Genomic DNA, 17570 nt, shown 5'->3' with positions numbered 1-17570 from the left:
TCCTTACGGGTTCGGCGCGCTCAGCGACCGAGCAGCTTCTTGATGACCTTGGCGTCGGGGGCCGACACGACCTTGTCCTGGTTCAGGCGGGCCTTGCGCGACGAGGACTTGACCTCGAGGTTGTGGCGCATACCGGCCTGCTGCTTCTTGATCTTGCCGCTGCCGGTGACCTTGAAGCGCTTCTTGGACCCGGAGTGGGTCTTCTGCTTCGGCATCTCTCGTCTTCTCCTTGGTTCTGCCGCCACCGCGGTGGCGGACGTGGTGCTGGCCTAGGCCTCGGTGGCCTCGGCCGTCTGCGACCCGTCGCCCGTGGCATCCGCCGCCGGGCGCTGCTTGGCCGCAGCACGCTGTGCATTCGCCTCGGCCTTGGCCTCGGACTTGTTCTTGAGGGGGGCGATGACCATGACCATGTTGCGGCCGTCGATCGTGGGGTTGTGCTCGACGGTGCCGAACTCGGCGACATCCTCCGCGAAGCGCTGCAGGAGGCGCACGCCCATCTCGGGGCGCGACTGCTCGCGACCGCGGAACAGGATCATGGCCTTGACCTTGTCGCCGGACTTCAGGAAGCCGACGGCGCGCTTCATCTTGGTCTCGTAGTCGTGCTTGTCGATCTTGAGACGGAACCGAACCTCCTTGAGGATCGTGTTCGCCTGGTTGCGCCGGGCTTCCTTCGCCTTCTGCGCAGCCTCGTACTTGTACTTGCCGTAGTCCATGATCTTGACGACCGGCGGACGGGAGTTCGGCGCGACTTCGACGAGATCGAGGTCGGCCTCCTGCGCGAGCCGCAGTGCCACCTCGATCTTCACGACGCCGACCTGCTCTCCGCCAGGGCCCACGAGGCGGACCTCGGGGACGCGGATACGGTCATTGGTACGCGGATCGCTGATGCGTGTCTCCTCTACTCGAACTGGTGTTCCAGCTCGTCGGGAAACGGATGCCGCCCGACGACGAGAGCGGAAATCCAACGCGATGACGCCCGCGGAATCTCACCGCGGGCTCATGCGGCACCCTGACTACTCCCCCGCCGGAGCGGGGAAGCGGAGTGCGAACGACCCGGTAACCTTGTTGAAGCGGTATGCGCGGGTGGGAGTCTCTCCACTTTCGTACCGGGGACTGGCCCCGGAGCCCGCAGTAGTCTAGCAGAGGATCCCCGTGAGCAACATTCCGGCCGAGTCCACGCGTGCGCCCGAGCACGACCATGCCGAATCCGGCACCGACCAGGGCGTCGCCGACGCCACGCGCGACATCTCCGAGGTGCCCGCGGTCGAGGTCATCACCACGGCATCCGTTCACCTCATGAGCGCCGCAGCCGTCAAGGTCGGCCTGGCCGACGACCCCGAGTCGCAGACCGACCTCGACGAGGCCCGCAAGCTCATCAACGCCCTCGCCGGGCTCATCACCGCGGGCGCGCCCGAGATCAGCGACATGCACGCGCGCTCGCTGCGCGACGGGCTGCGCTCGCTGCAACTGGCGTTCCGCGAGGCGTCCGCGATCCCCGACCCGATCGGGCAGGGCCCGGGCGAGAAGTACACCGGCCCCGTCACCTGAGGTTCGGGCGCTCCCGCGCGTCCCCTCCCCCACCCCTTCACGCCCTCACGCCCTCCCGCGATTCAGGAGGAATTCCCCGCTCGCCGGCGTGTCGGTGCGCGACACGCCGACGCGAGCGCGAATCCTCCTGAATCGCGGCACGAGGAGATGCCGCACGTTCACGGCGGGGCGGCCCCGGCTCACCGTTGGCAGTTCGGGCACCAGTAGGTCTCGCGGAGCTCCACGGCGTTCGGACCGTACCTGCCGTGCTCGATGCGCGCTCCGCACCGGCGGCACGACTCGCCCGCCCGGCCGTACACCCACAGGCGCCGGCCCGGCCGAGTGTCGCCCGTCGTCGTGCGTTCGACCCGGTCCCGATTGGCATGGATGACGCGTCTGGCGAGGTCGACGGCCGCTGCGAGGTCGACCTCGCCGGCCGGACGATCGGGGCGGATGCCGCGCAGGAAGCACACCTCGTTCACGAGCACGTTGCCGAGCCCGGCGAGGTTGCGCTGGTCGGCGAGGGCGACCACGATCTGCGCGTGGGGTGCGGCCGCGAGCCGACGGACGGCTTCGGCCCCGTCCCAGTCCGGGCCGAGCAGGTCCGGCCCGAGGTAGGCGAGCCGCTCGTCCTCCTCGGCAGCGGGGAAGACCTCGACGAGTCCGAGGTCGAACCCGATGGCCGTGGCATCCGTCGTCTCGAGGATCGCCCGGGCGCGGTGCGCCGGGCGCGGCCACCGCTGACCGGGCCGGAGCACGCGCCACTCCCCCTCCATCTTCAGGTGCGTGTGCAGCACCCGGTCGCCGATGCGCATGAGCAGGTGCTTCCCGCGGCTGCCGACCGAGCCGACCGCCTCGCCCGCGAAGGACACGGTCGCGAACGCCGGGACGCGGAGGTCGCTGCGCACGACCGTCGACCCGGCGAGCGCGGCGTCGAGTCGTCGAGCGGCGCGGAAGACCGTGTCTCCCTCGGGCATCTCAGCTCCGCGCCTCGAACCGCAACCCCTGAGGGCTCTCACGGAACCCTGCGGCACGCAGGGGCGCGTCGAGCACCGAGCCGAACACGCGCGCGCCGTTGACCGTCTCGACGCGGAAGCGCGCGCCGCGCGCGCGGGCGAGCGTCTCGGCGAGCGCCGCGGCACCCTGGGCGAGCACCTCGTCGTCGTCGGTGAACACGAGTGCGGTGCGGCCGCCGCGTTCGAGGTAGAACGCGGCCTCGCCGTCGACGATCGCGACGACGGCGCCCGCCTTGCGGGCTGGGCGGTGGGCGAGCTCGACCGTGGGTTCGGGCCAGTCGAGCGCAGCCCCGAAGGGGTTCGCGGGGTCGGTCGCGGCGAGCACGTGCACACCGCCGCGCGGCGCCTGCCGGAGTCGGTCGACGGCGGCGCTCGTGGCGAACTGGGCGCCGCCCTGGCCGTCGATGAAGTACCCGCGCCGCACGCGACCGCTCTCCTCGAACCCGGCGAGGGTGCGGTAGGCGAGCGCGAATCCGCCGAGGTGGTCTTCGGCGACGACGGATCCGCGCGTGACGACGCCGTAGCGCTCCAGCAGGGTCTCGCCGAGCGCGTGGGCGCGCGGCGTCGCGACGTCGCTCGCGACCGGGAGCACCGACCACCGGCCGGCTGCGCGCGGCGGCGCGGACCTGGGCGTGCGCGCACCCTGCGCGGCCGCCGCCGCCGAGGCGAGCACGCGCCGCGACACGGTGCGTCCGCCGACCCGTGCGCGCGGCGTCGTCGCGCGCGCGCGATGCGCGCCGCCGCCCCCGAGGAGGCCGCGGACGGGTGCGAACGTGTCATTGGTGAGCATGCCCGCCCACACGAGTCGCCAGAGGGCGTCGATGAGCGGAGCATCCTCGGTCTGCCCGACCGCCTCGGAGAGCTGCCGGAAGAAGTACGCCCCGCCGCCGCCGAGCGCGGCGAGCAGTTCCGTCTCGATCGCGTCGAGCGGCTGATCCACCGGCGGCGGCATCGTCACGTGCACGGTGTCGGCCAGGTGCAGGCTCACCCGACCGTCGTCTCCTGAGAGGGCGCCGCGCCCGACCCACAGCACCTCGCCCGACGAGCTGAGTTCGTCGAGGAACTCGGGCCGGTAGTCCGCGACCCGCGCCGGAAGCACGAGCGTCTCCCACGCGGAGGCCGGGATGGGCACGCCCTCGAGTTGCTCGACGACCGCGGCGACGCCGTCGACGCCCCGCAAGCGCCCGCCGACGTGCTGCCAGTCGGGCAGGAACCTCGCGAAGTCGCGCGGTGCGACGGGTTCGACCTCAGCTCGCAGCGCCGCGAGCGAACGCCGCCGCAGCCTGCGCAGCACCTCGGCATCGCACCATTCCGTGCCGCCGCCGTGCGGAAGGAAGGCCCCTTCGACCACGCGACGCTCGCCCGCGAGCCGCGCGAGCGCGGTGTGCGCGATGGCGGTGCCGACGCCGAAGCGCTCCGCGACGGCGGATGCCGTGAACGGCCCGCGCGTGCGCGCGAACCGGCTGACGAGGTCGCCGAGGGGGTCGCGGACGGGCTCGCCGAACGCGTCGGGCAGCCCGGGCGGGATCGGCACGCCGAGCGCGTCCCGGAGGCGGCTGACGTCTTCGACCGCGGCGACCCATTCGGTGCCGGCGAACCGGACGAGGGCCGCGCGGCGGGCGGCGACGAGCGCGGTGACGGATGCCGCGGCATCCGTCGTCTCGTCGACCCGCTCGGCGATCTCGGCGCCCGTGAGCGGGCCGAGCTCGCGCAGCAGGTCGGCGACCCCCTCCTCGCCGCGCGCGAGCCGGTCGGGATGCCGGCGCTGGAGCATCCGCTCGGTCTCCTCCACGACACCCGGATCGAGCAGTTCGCGCAGTTCGACCGTGCCCAGCAGTTCGGCGAGCATGCCGGGATCGAGCGAGAGCGCCGCCGCGCGGCGTTCGGCGAGCGGCGCGTCGCCCTCGTACATGAACGCCCCGACGTATCCGAAGAGCAGGCTCGCGGCGAACGGGCTCGCGGTCTCGGTCGCGACGTCGACGAAGCGCACCTTCCGCCCGCGGATGCGCTCGGCGAGGCTGCGGAGGGCGGGCAGGTCGTACACGTCCTGGAGGCACTCGCGCACGGCTTCGAGCACGATCGGGAACTCCGGATAGTCGCGCGCGACCTCGAGCAGCTGCGACGCCTTCTGCCGCTGCTGCCAGAGCGGCGACCGGCGGCCGGGGTTCTGCCGCGGCAGCAGCAGCGCGCGCGCCGCGCATTCCCGGAACCGCGAGGCGAACAGGGCCGAGTCGCCGACCCGTTCGGTCGCGATCTGCGCGAGCTCGTCGGGTTCGAAGTCGAACAGCTCGCTGCCGGGCGGCTCGTCTGCCGCATCGGGGATGCGCAGCACGATGCCGTCGTCGCTGGCGACGGCGTGCGCCTCGACGCCGAGGCGTTCGTGCACGCGCGCGTCGACCGCGAGCGCCCACGGCGCGTGCACGCGCAGGCCGTAGGGCGAGTGCAGCACGATGCGCCAGTCGCCGAGCTCGTCGCGGAACCGCTCGACGACCAGGTGCTCGTGGTCGGGCACGACGTTCGTCGCCTCGCGCTGGTCGGCGATGAAGCGCACCAGGTTCGCGCCCGCGCGCTCGTCGAGGCCCGCGGCGGCCACTCGCGCGAGCGCGGCCGGTTGGTCGGCTGCCGAGAGCTCGCCGATGAACGCGCCGATGGCGGCGCCGAGCTCGGCCGGGCGGCCGATGCCGTCGCCCTTCCAGAAGGGCAGGCGGCCGGGCTCGCCGAACGCCGGCGAGACGATCACCCGATCGTGGGTGATCTCCTGGATGCGCCAGCTCGTGGCACCGAGCGCGAACACGTCGCCCACCCTCGACTCGTACACCATCTCTTCGTCGAGCTCGCCGACGCGCCGGCCGGGACCGGCCTCGCCGACCATGAACACGCCGAACATGCCCCGGTCCGGGATCGTGCCGCCGCTCGTGACGGCGAGTCGCTGCGCGCCTCGCCGGCCCGTGATCGTGCCGGTGTCGCGGTCCCACACGATGCGCGGTCGCAGCTCGCCGAACCGGTCGGACGGGTAGCGCCCGGCGAGCAGGTCGAGGATCGCGTCGAACACCGAGCGCGGGAGCGTCGCGAACGGCGCCGCGCGGCGCACGAGGTCGAACCAGTGCTCGACCTCCCATTCGTCGACCGCCGCGGCCGCGACCGTGTGCTGTGCGAGCACGTCGATCGGGTTCGCGGGGATCCGCAGCGGCTCGATGCCGCCCGCGACCATGCGCTCCGCGACGACCGCCGAGTGCAGCAGGTCGGCCCGGTGCTTGGGGAACAGCAGCCCCTTGGAGACCTCGCCGACCTGGTGCCCGGCCCGCCCGATGCGCTGCAGCCCGCTCGCGACCGACGGCGGCGACTCGACCTGCATGACCAGGTCGACCGCGCCCATGTCGATCCCGAGCTCGAGACTCGACGTCGCCACGACGCACCGCAGTCGCCCGGCCTTCAGGTCGGACTCGACGAGCGCGCGCTCCTCCTTGCTGACCGAGCCGTGGTGCGAGCGCGCGATGACCGCGGCGGCGCCCGTGGTCAGCCCGGACGCCCCGGGAAGTTCCGCGGGCGGACGGCGGGGCGGCGAGCCCTGGGCGGATGCCGCGGCCGGCCCGATCGCGACGGGCGCGAGCCCCGCCGGCCGGCGCGCGACCGCTCCGGGGCCCGTCGGCTCGAGCCCGGTGGCTTCGGCGGTCCGCTCCGCCCACAGTTCGTTCAGCCGCGCCGTGAGTCGTTCGGCGAGCCTGCGCGAGTTGGCGAACACGATCGTCGAACGGTGTGCGAGCACCTCGTCGAGGATCGCCCCCTCGACGTGCGGCCAGACCGAGCCGCCGGGTTCGCCCGATCCGTCCGGTCCGCCCGAGAGGTCGGCCAGGTCGTCGACCGGCACGGTCACGCGCAGGTCGAATCGCTTGCCCGACGGGGGCGCGACGACCGACACGGGGCGGGTGCCCGCCAGGAATCGCGCGACCTCGTCGTGCGGTCGCACGGTCGCCGAGAGTCCGATGCGCTGCACGGGTGCCGCGGCGAGCTCGTCGAGCCGCTCGAGCGAGAGCGCGAGGTGCGCCCCGCGCTTGGTGCCGGCGAGCGCGTGGATCTCGTCGACGATGACGGTCTCGACGCCCGCGAGCGTCTCGCGCGCCTGGGAGGTCAGCATGAGGAACAGCGACTCGGGCGTCGTGATGAGGATGTCGGGCGGCCGCGTCACGAGCGCGCGCCGGTCGGCGGGCGTCGTGTCGCCCGAGCGCACGCCGACGGAGACCTCGGGCACCGCAACCCCGAGCGCCGCGGCGGTTCGGGCGATCCCCACGAGCGGCGCCCGGAGGTTGCGTTCCACGTCGACGCCGAGGGCCTTGAGCGGCGAGAGGTAGACCACGCGGGTGCGCCGCTGCTCGGCGGGTTCGGCGTGGTGCAACCGGTCGATCGCCGACAGGAACGCCGCGAGCGTCTTGCCCGACCCGGTCGGCGCGACCACCAGCGCATGCTCGCCCGCCGCGATCGCCCGCCACGCAGCCTCCTGAACGGAGGTCGGCGCACGGAACGACTCGGTGAACCACGCCCGCGTCGCGGGCGCGAACGAATCCAGCGCCCCGGTCACCCTGCCATTCAACCGGATGCCGCCGACAGTCCCGCCAGCACCCGGGCGACGGCGTCGACCGTGCGGCGCGCCTGCGCGGCATCCGTTCCCCAGTTGCTCACCGAGAACCGCACGACCGCGCGCCCGCGCCAGCGGGAGGTCATCGCGAGCACCTCGCCGTCCGCCCACAGCGCCGAGCTCAGCGCCTCGGTCGCCGCGTCGTCGGGCAGCGCGATGCACACCTGCGTGAAGACCACGTCGTTGAGCACCTCGACGCCGGGCAGCCGTGCGAGCCCGTCGGCGATGATCCGCGCCGAACCGGCGAGCCGGTCCACGAGATCTGCGACCCCGGAGCGACCGAGATGCCGCAGCACCGCCCACGTCGGCACGCCGCGCGCCCGCCGCGAGAGTTCGAGCACCTTCTCGTGAGGGTCGGCGCCGACCTCGGTCGCCTGGAGGTAGCTGGCGTGCATGCTGAGCGCGCGGCGCATCGCCGCGGGATCGCGCACGATCGCGATGCCGCAGTCGTACGGCACGCTGAGCGTCTTGTGCGCGTCGGTCGACCACGAGTCCGCGGCGGCCATCCCGGCCGTCAGGTGGGCCAGCCGAGGGGATGCCGCGGCCCACAGCCCGAACGCCCCGTCGACGTGCACCCACGCGCCGGCCTCGTGCGCGATGCGGCACGCGTCGGCGAACGGGTCGAACGCGCCCGAGTGGATGTTGCCCGCCTGCAGCGCGACGATCGCGGGCCCGTCACCGCGCGCGAGCTCGGCCTCGAGCGCGTCCGCGCACAGCCGCCCCTGGTCGTCGCACGCGACGGCCGTCGGCGCACCGAGCCCGAGGTAGCGGGCGGCGAGGTCCATCGTCCCGTGCCGCTCCTCCCCCACGATCCAACGGATGCGCGGACCGCCCGCGAGGCCCTCCTGCAGGGCATCCCAGCCGACGCGCCGCAGGACCTCGTCGCGCGCGGCCGCGAGACACGCGGTCTGCGCCGTCGTCGCGCCGGTCGCGAAGCCGACGTCGGCTCCCGCGGGCAGCCCGAGCAGGTCGAGGAGCCAGGCGCCGGCGATCTCCTCGAGCGCCGCGACGGCGGGCGTGATCTTGCGCAGCCCCGCGTTCTGATCCCACGCCGAGACCAGCCAGTCGGCCGCGAGCGCGACGGGCTGGGTTCCGCCGATCACCCATCCGTAGAACCGCGGCGAGCCGATCGCGATGAGGCCGGGCTCGGCGCGCTCGGCGAGCCGGGCGACGACCTCCGGCGCCGGCTCGCCGCGCTCTGGCAGGTCCCTGCCGAGCGAGTCGGCCAGCTCGTCGACGTCCGCGCGCGGCGGAATCGGTCGTTCGGCCACACCCCGCAGCCAGTCCGCCGCGCTGCGGTGCGCAACGTCCAGCAGCGACTCGTCGTAGGTCATGGCCCCCACCCGCCTCAGCGCCCCGGCACGCACCGACGCGCACCCCGATCCTCCACCCGGGCGGGGACGGCGTCAACGCGTCAGGCCGGCTCCCGGTCGCCTCCGACGAGCTTGACCGCGAGCGAGTCCACCCCGGTCGCGATCACGTCATCGGCGGCCCAGCGCCGCGCGAGGCGCGCGGTCGTGGCGTCGAGTTCCTGCCGGGTCAGTCCCGCCACGAGCGTCAGCCGCACGACGAGCTCCGGGCCCCGCAGTCGTGCGGTGGGGTCCCCCGGTGCCAGTTCGACGCCGAGCACCGCGAGTTCGCCGCCGATCGAACGTTCGAACGCGGCCCGAACGGCTTCGGACTCGAACGGCGGATGCCACGGCCTGGACTGCGCCACCGCCCACACCGCGGGCCTGCGCAGCACGAACTCGGTCGCCGATCCGGGATCGAGCACGACGAGCTCGGTCGCGTCGTCCGCCGCGGCGAGCGCGACGCGCACGCCGTCCGCGGGCACCGGGCGGGCGGCGGGGTTCCAGGCCGTCATCGCCTCGACCGAGCCGAACACGGGCAGCACGCGGCGCCCGTCCGGTCCTTCGACCGTGACGATCGAGAGCTCCTGGCTCTTCTCGATCGCGTGCCCGTGCGCACCGACCTCGGTGCCGCCGTCGCCGAGTTCGGCGAGCAGCGGGATCAGCAGGCGCGCCGGGCCGAACGCGGCCACGACGTCGGCCTGGCCGGACTCGCCCGCCCGGAAGCGGGCGAGCGCGTCACCGAGCCCGGAGGGCATGAGCCCGTCGTCGGCTGCGTGCGGGTTGGGCTGGAACGACCGGCCCGCCCACGGGCGGCCGGCCGAGTCGGCCGTAGGGTCAGTGGGAAGCGACATCCAGCGCCTCGGGCAGCGTGAACGCACCCGCGTACAGGGCCTTGCCGATGATCGCGCCCTCGAGGCCGTGCGGAACGAGCTCGCGCAGCGCCGCGATGTCGTCGAGGCTCGCGACGCCGCCCGAGGCGATCACCGGGCGGCGCGTGCGCTCCATGATGCGCTGCAACAGCTCGATGTTCGGCCCCTGCAGCGTGCCGTCCTTCGTCACGTCGGTGACGACGTAGCGCGCAGCGCCCGCCTCCTCGAGCCGGTCCATGACCTGCCAGAGGTCGCCGCCGTCCTTCGTCCAGCCGCGCGCGGCGAGCGTCGTGCCGCGCACGTCGAGGCCGATGGCGATCGCCTCGCCGTACTGGGCGATGACGGATGCCGCCCACTCCGGGTTCTCGAGGGCGGCCGTGCCGAGGTTGATGCGCTTCGCGCCGATCTCGAGGGCGTTCTCGAGCGACGCATCGTCGCGGATGCCGCCGGAGAGCTCGACGTTCACACCCCGCACCTGCCGGATGACCTTCTTCAGGATCCCCGCGTTCGACCCACGGCCGAACGCCGCGTCGAGGTCGACGAGGTGGATCCACTCCGCGCCCTGGTCGGCCCAGTCGGCGGCCGCGTCGACCGGGTCGCCGTAGTTCGTCTCGGTGCCGGCTTCGCCCTGGGTCAGGCGGACCGCCTTGCCGCCCGCCACGTCGACTGCCGGAAGCAGCACCAGACGGGGGGTCTTGTTGAACTCACTCATCACTGTCCTCGGATCGGAGCAGCCGCGGGGCGCGGCCTCGGCACAGTCACAGAATCCTAGTCCGCACCATGCCGTCGATGACGAATCGCGCCGTCATGCGCGATGGTACGCGGGGCGCGCTCCTGCCTCACCCGAGCGAACGGATCCAGTTCGCGAGCAGGCGGATGCCGGCATCCCCCGACTTCTCGGGGTGGAACTGGGTCGCCGACAGCGGGCCGTTCTCGACGGCTGCGAGGAACCGGCCGCCGTGCTCGGACCAGGTCAGCGCGGGCTGCGGGAACGGCGGGATGACGTCGAGGTGCCATTCCCGGGCCGCGTAGGAGTGCACGAAGTAGAACCGCTCGTCGGCGAGCCCGTCGAACAGGACCGAACCGGCATCCGGCTGCACGGTGTTCCAGCCCATGTGCGGCAGCACGTCGGCCGGCAGCTCGGTGACCGATCCCGGCCACTCGCCGAGACCCTCGGTGTCGACGCCGCGCTCGACCCCGTGCTCGAACATGACCTGCATGCCCACGCAGATGCCGAGCACCGGCCGCCCTCCGGCGAGGCGCCGGTCGACGAGTTCATCGCCGCGCACCGAGCGAAGGCCCTCCATGACAGCAGCGAAGGCGCCGACACCGGGCACGAGGAGCCCGTCGGCCTCCAAGATCGTTCGGCGGTCCGCGGTCAGTTCGACCTCGGCGCCGGCGCGTTCGAGCGCCTTGACGGCCGAGTGGACGTTGCCCGAACCGTAGTCGAGCACGGCGACTCGGCGCGCACCGCTCACAGCGCGCCCTTGGTCGACGGAACGCCGCGCACGAGCGGATCGAACGCCTTCGCCTGGCGGAAGGCCCGGGCGAACGCCTTGAACTCGGCTTCGGCGATGTGGTGCGGGTCGCGGCCGCCGCGCACGTCGATGTGGACCGTGAGCCCGGCGTTGTGGGTGATCGCCTCGAACACGTGCCGCACCATCGATCCGGTGAAGTGGCCGCCGATGAGGTGGAACTCGAACCCGGCCGGCTCGCCCGTGTGCACGAGGTAGGGGCGCCCGGAGATGTCGACCACGGCCTGCGCGAGCGCCTCGTCGAGCGGCACGAGCGCGTCGCCGTAGCGCGAGATGCCGCGCTTGTCGCCGAGCGCCTGTCGGATCGCCGTGCCGAGGACGATGCCGACGTCCTCGACGGTGTGGTGCACGTCGATCTCGATGTCGCCGCGCGCGCGCACGGTGAGGTCGGTGAGCGAGTGCTTCGCGAACGCGGTGAGGAGGTGGTCGTAGAACGGCACGCTCGTCTCGATGTCGCTCGCGCCCGTGCCGTCGAGGTCGATCGACAGGTCGATGCTCGATTCGCTGGTCTCGCGCTGGACGCGCGCGGTGCGCGATGGGCGTTCGGTGGTGCTCATGCGGTCATCCTATTCGGGGGTCGTCGACGGGTCGTTCGGCGCGAACAGCGCGATCGCCTCGAGGAACGCGGTGGTCTCGGCCTCGGTTCCGGCGGTCACCCGAAGGCATCCGGGCAGTCCGATCTCGCGGATCAGGATGCCGCGCTCGAGGAGCGCCGCGAAGACGGCGGGCGGGTCGGCGACCCCGCCGAAGAGGACGAAGTTCGAGCCGCTGCGGTACGGGGTGAAGCCCATGCCCGCGAGCTCGCGCGTGATGCGGTCGCGCTGGCCGCGGATCTCGTCGACCATCGCGAGCATCTCGTCGGCGTGGGCGAGCGCGCCGAGGGCGGCGGCCTGGGTGAGCGCCGACAGGTGGTACGGGAGCCGGACGAGGCGCAGGGCGTCGACGACGGCCGGATCGGCTGCGAGGTAGCCGACGCGCGCGCCGGCGAACGCGAAGGCCTTGCTCATCGTGCGCGAGACGAGCAGACGCGGTCGACCGCGGAGCAGTTCGAGCGCGCTCGGCGTCCCGGGGGCGGCGAACTCGTGGTAGGCCTCGTCGACGACCACGACGCCGCGCGCCGCATCCGCGACGGCCGCGACGGTCTCGGGCGGGAGCGGGGTGCCGGTCGGATTGTTCGGCGAGCAGAGCAGCACGATGTCGGGGTCGTGTCGACGGATCGCGGCGACGGCCGTCTCGGGCGCGAGTTCGAAGTCGGCGTCGCGGTCCGCCGCGATCCACGCGGTGCCCGTGCCGTCGGCGATGAGCCCGTACATCGAGTAGGTCGGACCGAAGCCGAGCGCGGTCCGCCCCGGACCGCCGAACGCCTGCAGCACGTGCTGGAGGACCTCGTTCGAGCCGTTGGCCGCCCAGATGTGCTCGGGGGCGAGGTCGTGGCCGAGGTAGTCCGCGAGCGCCGTGCGCAGATCGGTGAACTCCCGGTCGGGGTACCGGTTCAGGCCGATGATCGCCGCAGCGACGCGCGCGACGATGTCGTGCGCCACGTCCTCCGGGATCGGATGCGTGTTCTCGTTGACGTTCAACGCGACCGGCACGTGCTTCTGCGGCGCACCGTACGGCGCCTTGCCACGCAGGTCGTCACGGATGGGCAGATCGTCGAGACTCGTCACCGATCAATGCTATCCGCGCGGTTGCGCCTGTTTCGGCGGGGTCCGCACTCACGGAGCGGCGGGAAGCACGAGTTGCTGGCCGGGCTGCACGACCGCGTCGCGCAGACCGTTCAGTCGCATGATCTCGTAGATCACGTCGCGCGGATCGGCGGACGGCGCGATCGACTCGGCGATGGCCCACAGGGTGTCGCCCGCGCCGACCTCGAACGTCTCGAGCACGGCGGGCGCACGCCCGTCGTCGATGCCGGCGACCGCGCCGCCGGAGGCCAGTGCCCCCGTGAGCACGCCCGCCACGAGCGGCAGCGCCGCCAGGGTCGTGAACACCGCGCGCCCACGCCGCGTCAACCGGAGGCGACGCTTCGGCGAACGCGACTGCGACGGGAAGCCGGGCATCACCGACATCGCTCCGGCAGCCCTGATCACCACTGCACTCATCTGCGCACCTCCCGAGACACCGCCCGATCCGAGTCGGTCTCGCATCCGGCCTTCGGCCGGGAAGGCCGGATGCGAACCTGTGTTCCGAATATATCTTCGAACATTCGAACCCGCAAGCGTCGGGAGGTGGGATTCCCGCCGCCGTTTCCGCGACACACTCGAACGGATGTTTGTCGTGCGCGTGCGAGGCGGATACAGTTTCGAATGTCCGACGACAGTCGAACACCGACCACCGACATCCGAACGCCGAACCGGAGGCGAGGCCCGTGAGCACCGACATCGACCAGGCGCGCGGCACGGGCGGCCGGTCCCGTCGGCGCAAGACGCTGAGCGCCAAGCAGCTCGCGATCCTCGACGCCATCCGCTCCTCGGTGGCCGATCGCGGCTACCCGCCGAGCATGCGCGAGATCGGCGACGCCGTCGGGCTCTCCTCCCTCTCGAGCGTCACGCACCAGCTCAACCAGCTCGAGCTGTCCGGCTACCTCCGACGCGATCCGAACCGGCCGCGCGCGCTCGAGATCCTCATCGACGTGCCCGGCACCGAACGCCCGGCAGGCGCCGCCGATCCCGCACCGGTCGGCGACGCGGCCATGGTCCCGCTCGTCGGGCGCATCGCCGCCGGCATCCCGATCACGGCCGAGCAGCAGGTCGAGGAGGTCTTCCCGCTCCCGCGCCAGCTCGTGGGCAAGGGCGAGCTGTTCATCCTCAAGGTCGTCGGCGACTCGATGGTCGATGCGGCGATCTGCGACGGCGACTGGGTCGTGGTGCGGTCGCAGCCCACCGCCGAGAACGGCGAGATCGTCGCAGCCATGCTCGACGGCGAGGCGACCGTCAAGGTATTCCGCCAGCGCGACGGCCACACCTGGCTGCTCCCCCGCAACACGGCGTTCGAGCCGATCCTCGGCGACCACGCCGAGGTGCTCGGCAAGGTCGTCGCGGTCCTCCGCACGGTCTGACGCGCGCGAACCGCCTCGCCGCGCGGGCGGGAGACGGGCGAGAGCGGATGCCACGGCTCGCGCCGCGGCATCCGCTCTCGTGGATCAGGGCGACCCGGGCCGACCGGGCCGATCAGGCCCCGACGGTCACGCCCTCGCGCACGGCACGGGTCGCGGCGACGATGTTGGCCAGCGACGCGACGGTCTCGTCGTAGCCGCGCGTCTTCAGGCCGCAGTCCGGGTTCACCCAGAGCCGGCCGGCCGGAACGCCGGCGACGGCGGTCTCGAGCAGCGCCCGCACCTCCTCGACGCTCGGAACGCGCGGCGAGTGGATGTCGTAGAGGCCGGGTCCGACGCCGTGGTCGAAGCCGCTCGCGGCGAGGTCGCCGACGACCTCCATGCGGCTGCGCGCCGCCTCGATCGAGGTGACGTCGGCGTCGAGCGCGCGGATCGCGTCGATGACGACGCCGAACTCCGAGTAGCACAGGTGGGTGTGCACCTGGGTGGCCGGCGCCGCCCCCGCGGTCGCGAGGCGGAACGAACCGACCGACCAGTCGAGGTAGGCGGGCTGGTCGGCGCGCTTGAGCGGCAGCAGCTCGCGCAGCGCGGGCTCGTCGACCTGGATGATGCGGATGCCGGCCCGCTCGAGGTCGCCGATCTCGTCGCGCAGCGCGAGCGCGACCTGCCGGGCGGTGTCGCCGAGCGGCTGGTCGTCGCGCACGAACGACCACGCGAGGATCGTCACGGGGCCCGTGAGCATGCCCTTGACGGGCTTGTCGGAGAGCGACTGCGCGTAGGTCGACCAGTCGACGGTCATGGCCGCCGGGCGGGAGACGTCGCCCCACAGGATCGACGGGCGCGTGCATCGCGAACCGTAGGACTGCACCCAGCCGTGCTGCGTGACCGCGAACCCGTCGAGCAGTTCGGCGAAGTACTGCACCATGTCGTTGCGCTCGGGTTCGCCGTGCACGAGCACGTCCAGGCCCAGGTCCTCCTGGAGGCGGATGACCCGGGCGATCTCCTCCCGCATGAGCTCGCGGTACTCGGCGTCGGTGAGCTCGCCCGCGACCAGGCGGGCTCGCGCGCGACGGATGTCGGCGGTCTGCGGGAACGACCCGATCGTCGTGGTCGGCAGCGCCGGCAGCGCGAGGTCGTCCTGGGCGGCGACGCGGGTGTCGTAGTCGACGCGCGCGAACGCCGACGCGCCGAGCGCGTCGAGCCGGTCGCGCACGGCGGGAACCTGCACGCCGGGTGCGCCGGCGCGGTCCACCAGGGCAGCGGATGCCGCGGCGAGCTCGTCCGCGATCGCGTCGCGCCCCTCGGCGAGGCCGCGGGCGAGCACAGCCACCTGCGCGACCTTCTGGTCGGCGAACGCCAGCCAGCTCGCCAGCCGGGCGTCGAGCGCGGTCTCGTCGTCGACGTCGTGCGGAACGTGCAGCAGCGAGGTCGAGGTCGACACGGCCACCGCGCCCGACAGCTCGCGCAGCGAATCGGCGAGCGCGAAGGCGTGCGCGAGGTCGCCCCGCCAGATGTTGTGCCCGTCGACCACGCCCGCGACGAGGGTCTTCGCCGCGAGCGCCTCGGTCGTCGCGGCGTCGAGCCCGGTCGGGACGTCGCCGCGCACGAGGTCGAGGGCGAGCGCCTCGACGGAAGTCGCCGCGAGCGCGGGCAGTGCGTCGTCGAGACCGCCGTACGGGGCCGCGACGAGGATGGCGGGGCGCTCCACGGCAGCGCCGAGCGCGTCGTATGCGGCCGACACGGCGGCGATCACGCGCTCACGCGGTTCGTCGATGCTCTCGCTGACGAGCCCGGGCTCGTCGAGCTGCACCCATTCGGCCCCGGCGGCGGCGAGTTCGGCGAGCAGTCGCGCGTAGACCGGCACGAGGTCGGCGAGGCGGTCGATGGGGCGGAACCCGTCGGGTGCGCCATCCGCTGCCTTCGACAGGAGCAGGAAGGTGACCGGCCCGACGAGCACGGGGCGCGTGACGAAGCCCGCCGCACGCGCTTCGCGCACCTGGGCGACGAGCGCGTCGGCGTTCGCGGCGAACGCGGTGTCGGGGCCGATCTCGGGAACGAGGTAGTGGTAGTTCGAGTCGAACCACTTCGTCATCTCGAGCGGGGCGTCGGCACCCTCGCCGCGCGCGACGGTGAAGTAGCCGGCGAGGTCGAGCCGGCCGTCCGCGCCCCGCAGCCGCTCGAAGCGGGCGGGGATCGCTCCGACCGCGACCGCGGCGTCGAGCACCTGGTCGTAGTACGAGAAGCTCTCGGGGATCGCCGAGTCGGTGCGGCCGAGGCCGAGTGCGGCGAGGCGTTCGCGCGTCGCCGCACGCAGCTCGGCGGCGGTCGTCTCGAGCTCGGCGGCGTCGATGCGTCCGGCCCAGAACGCCTCGACCGCGCGCTTGAGCTCGCGGCGTCGCCCGATGCGGGGGTAGCCCAGGATCGTTCCGGTGGGGAAGGTCGGTGCGGTCATCGTTCTCTCGTGTTCCTCTCGGTGCCCGCGGTGGCGGGAGTGGGTGCGGGGATCCTGGCGGGGACGGGTGCGGGGTCGTCGGCGCGGTCGAGCCGGCCGAGGACGGCCAGGACGGCCTCGTGCCGGTTGAAGGTGTACAGGTGCAGGCCGGGCGCACCGCCCGCGAGCACCTCGGCGGACAGGTTCGAGGCGTACTCGACGCCGATGGCGAACTGCTCGTCGGCGTCGGGTTCGATCTCGAGGCCGATCGACAGGCTCGCGGGCGCCGGCACCCCGGTGAGCTGCTCGAGGCGGCTCAGGCGGGCGGGGTTGGTGACGGGCATGATCCCCGGGAGGATCGGGATGCCCACTCCGCCTGCGCGCGCGCGCTGGACGAAGCCGAGGTAGTCGTCGGCGTGCCAGAAGAGCTGCGTGATCGCGAGCGTCGCGCCCGCGATCTCCTTCGCCAGCAGCACGTCGACGTCCTGGCTCGTCCCGCGCGAACGCGGGTGTCCGGTCGGGAAGGCCGCGACGGCGACCCGCTCGGGGCGCGGGCGTGCACCGATCGCGGTCGCGCCGGGGATGCCCGGGATGCGCGACTGCCCGAAGGGCTCGCGCTCCTCCTGGACGCGGTGGATGAGCTGCACGAGCTCGGCGGCGCTGCGCAGGTCGCCGATCGCGTCGTCCGCGTCCGCGGCGCCCGCGGGCGGGTCGCCGCGCAGCGCGAGGAAGCTCGTCACTCCCGCGTCGAGGAATTCGCGCACGAGCCGGTTCGCCTCGGCGTGGCTGGATCCGACGCACGTGAGGTGCGCCATGGGTTCCACGCGCGTGTGCTCGAGCATGTAGCGCAGCACGGTGAGCGACCGGTCGCGGCTCGACCCACCGGCACCGAAGGTCACGGAGATGAACGCCGGATCGACGTCGGCGAGCCGGTCGATCGTGCGGCCGAGGGCGATCGCCGCGGCATCCGTTCTCGGCGGGAAGAGCTCGAACGAGATCGGCGGGAGCGGCGCGGTCACTGCGTCGTCGGGTTCCGGTCCGCTCATCTCGCTCCAGGGGACGCCCGCGACCGGATGGTCGGATGCACGGCACGCCGCGCCCGACCGGCCGTCACGGCAGGTGGGTCTCGCGGGCGGGTGCCGGGCTCGGCTG

At 73.1% G+C, this 17570-nt stretch carries 15 protein-coding genes; 2 read left to right on the top strand and 13 right to left on the bottom strand.

Translation table 11 applies throughout. From position 1 onward, the window contains the following. Positions 1-20: 20 nt before the first annotated feature. Both rpmI and infC read right to left on the bottom strand, forming a co-directional pair. The gene (gene rpmI, locus DSM26151_RS06070) at positions 21-215 is read right to left on the bottom strand and encodes a 50S ribosomal protein L35 (RefSeq protein ID WP_234661516.1); all 195 of its coding nucleotides are present in this window, start codon (positions 213-215) and stop codon (positions 21-23) included. Positions 216-269: 54 nt separating this feature from the next. After that, positions 270-887 carry a translation initiation factor IF-3 gene (infC, locus tag DSM26151_RS06065; protein ID WP_234661813.1) on the bottom strand — a complete coding sequence of 206 codons (618 nt, stop codon included), beginning with the start codon at positions 885-887 and terminating at the stop codon, positions 270-272. 265 nt (positions 888-1152) lie between these two features. Here infC and DSM26151_RS06060 point away from each other — a divergent pair, with 265 nt between their 5' ends. Continuing rightward, positions 1153-1548: a DUF1844 domain-containing protein gene (locus DSM26151_RS06060; RefSeq protein ID WP_407651017.1), complete on the top strand. Its 396-nt coding sequence runs from the start codon at positions 1153-1155 to the stop codon at positions 1546-1548. A 179-nt stretch (positions 1549-1727) separates the two neighbouring features. On the opposite strand, the gene DSM26151_RS06055 is transcribed toward DSM26151_RS06060, so the two are convergent. The 9 genes from DSM26151_RS06055 to DSM26151_RS06015 all read right to left on the bottom strand — a co-directional run bounded on the left by DSM26151_RS06055 (position 1728) and on the right by DSM26151_RS06015 (position 13034). Next, positions 1728-2504, bottom strand: a complete 777-nt coding sequence (locus DSM26151_RS06055) for a DNA-formamidopyrimidine glycosylase family protein (RefSeq protein ID WP_234661515.1) — start codon at positions 2502-2504, stop codon at positions 1728-1730. 1 nt (position 2505) lies between these two features. Further along, on the bottom strand, positions 2506-7119 hold the full coding sequence (locus tag DSM26151_RS06050; RefSeq protein WP_234661514.1) for an ATP-dependent helicase: 4614 nt from the start codon (positions 7117-7119) through the stop codon (positions 2506-2508). Between the two features lie 8 nt (positions 7120-7127). Continuing rightward, positions 7128-8510, bottom strand: a complete 1383-nt coding sequence (locus DSM26151_RS06045; RefSeq protein WP_234661513.1) for a pyridoxal phosphate-dependent decarboxylase family protein — start codon at positions 8508-8510, stop codon at positions 7128-7130. An 80-nt stretch (positions 8511-8590) separates the two neighbouring features. Then, a complete protein-coding gene (locus DSM26151_RS06040) occupies positions 8591-9379 on the bottom strand; it encodes an SseB family protein (RefSeq protein WP_234661512.1) in 789 nt (262 codons plus the stop codon). Then, positions 9363-10109: a bifunctional 1-(5-phosphoribosyl)-5-((5-phosphoribosylamino)methylideneamino)imidazole-4-carboxamide isomerase/phosphoribosylanthranilate isomerase PriA gene (priA, locus tag DSM26151_RS06035; RefSeq protein ID WP_234661511.1), complete on the bottom strand. Its 747-nt coding sequence runs from the start codon at positions 10107-10109 to the stop codon at positions 9363-9365. The genes DSM26151_RS06040 and priA overlap by 17 nt, the downstream gene beginning before the upstream one ends. A gap of 127 nt (positions 10110-10236) precedes the next feature. Beyond that, a complete protein-coding gene (gene hisH, locus DSM26151_RS06030) occupies positions 10237-10875 on the bottom strand; it encodes an imidazole glycerol phosphate synthase subunit HisH (RefSeq protein ID WP_234661510.1) in 639 nt (212 codons plus the stop codon). Beyond that, positions 10872-11489, bottom strand: a complete 618-nt coding sequence (gene hisB / locus DSM26151_RS06025; protein WP_234661509.1) for an imidazoleglycerol-phosphate dehydratase HisB — start codon at positions 11487-11489, stop codon at positions 10872-10874. Before hisB ends, hisH begins: the two co-directional genes overlap by 4 nt. Before the next feature lie 9 nt (positions 11490-11498). Further along, the gene (locus DSM26151_RS06020; RefSeq protein WP_234661508.1) at positions 11499-12599 is read right to left on the bottom strand and encodes a histidinol-phosphate transaminase; all 1101 of its coding nucleotides are present in this window, start codon (positions 12597-12599) and stop codon (positions 11499-11501) included. 48 nt (positions 12600-12647) lie between these two features. Further along, entirely contained in the window at positions 12648-13034 is a 387-nt protein-coding gene (locus tag DSM26151_RS06015) for a LysM peptidoglycan-binding domain-containing protein (protein WP_234661507.1), read from the bottom strand. A 278-nt stretch (positions 13035-13312) separates the two neighbouring features. Here DSM26151_RS06015 and lexA point away from each other — a divergent pair, with 278 nt between their 5' ends. Then, positions 13313-13990, top strand: a complete 678-nt coding sequence (gene lexA / locus DSM26151_RS06010; RefSeq protein WP_234661811.1) for a transcriptional repressor LexA — start codon at positions 13313-13315, stop codon at positions 13988-13990. Between the two features lie 112 nt (positions 13991-14102). On the opposite strand, the gene metE is transcribed toward lexA, so the two are convergent. Together metE and DSM26151_RS06000 are read right to left on the bottom strand one after the other, a co-directional pair. Then, a complete protein-coding gene (metE, locus tag DSM26151_RS06005) occupies positions 14103-16439 on the bottom strand; it encodes a 5-methyltetrahydropteroyltriglutamate--homocysteine S-methyltransferase (protein ID WP_234661506.1) in 2337 nt (778 codons plus the stop codon). After that, positions 16436-17464, bottom strand: coding sequence for a methylenetetrahydrofolate reductase (locus DSM26151_RS06000; RefSeq protein WP_234661505.1), 1029 nt, complete (start codon positions 17462-17464; stop codon positions 16436-16438). The genes metE and DSM26151_RS06000 overlap by 4 nt, the downstream gene beginning before the upstream one ends. Between the last annotated feature and the right edge of the window lie 106 nt (positions 17465-17570).

This window comes from Agromyces marinus, from assembly GCF_021442325.1.
In the GTDB taxonomy this organism is placed as follows: domain Bacteria; phylum Actinomycetota; class Actinomycetes; order Actinomycetales; family Microbacteriaceae; genus Agromyces; species Agromyces marinus.
Note: the sequence above shows the minus strand (reverse complement) of the source record. Positions and strands in the feature narration are given on the sequence as shown.

Excerpts from the sequence above, each read along its gene's own strand:
- DSM26151_RS06040 (WP_234661512.1), bottom strand. The coding sequence starts at position 9,379 with ATGTCGCTTCCCACTGACCCTACGGCCGACTCGGCCGGCCGCCCGTGG.
- DSM26151_RS06015 (WP_234661507.1), bottom strand. The coding sequence starts at position 13,034 with ATGAGTGCAGTGGTGATCAGGGCTGCCGGAGCGATGTCGGTGATGCCC.
- priA (WP_234661511.1), bottom strand. The coding sequence starts at position 10,109 with ATGAGTGAGTTCAACAAGACCCCCCGTCTGGTGCTGCTTCCGGCAGTC.
- DSM26151_RS06000 (WP_234661505.1), bottom strand. The coding sequence starts at position 17,464 with ATGAGCGGACCGGAACCCGACGACGCAGTGACCGCGCCGCTCCCGCCG.
- DSM26151_RS06055 (WP_234661515.1), bottom strand. The coding sequence starts at position 2,504 with ATGCCCGAGGGAGACACGGTCTTCCGCGCCGCTCGACGACTCGACGCC.
- metE (WP_234661506.1), bottom strand. The coding sequence starts at position 16,439 with ATGACCGCACCGACCTTCCCCACCGGAACGATCCTGGGCTACCCCCGC.
- rpmI (WP_234661516.1), bottom strand. The coding sequence starts at position 215 with ATGCCGAAGCAGAAGACCCACTCCGGGTCCAAGAAGCGCTTCAAGGTC.
- hisB (WP_234661509.1), bottom strand. The coding sequence starts at position 11,489 with ATGAGCACCACCGAACGCCCATCGCGCACCGCGCGCGTCCAGCGCGAG.
- DSM26151_RS06045 (WP_234661513.1), bottom strand. The coding sequence starts at position 8,510 with ATGACCTACGACGAGTCGCTGCTGGACGTTGCGCACCGCAGCGCGGCG.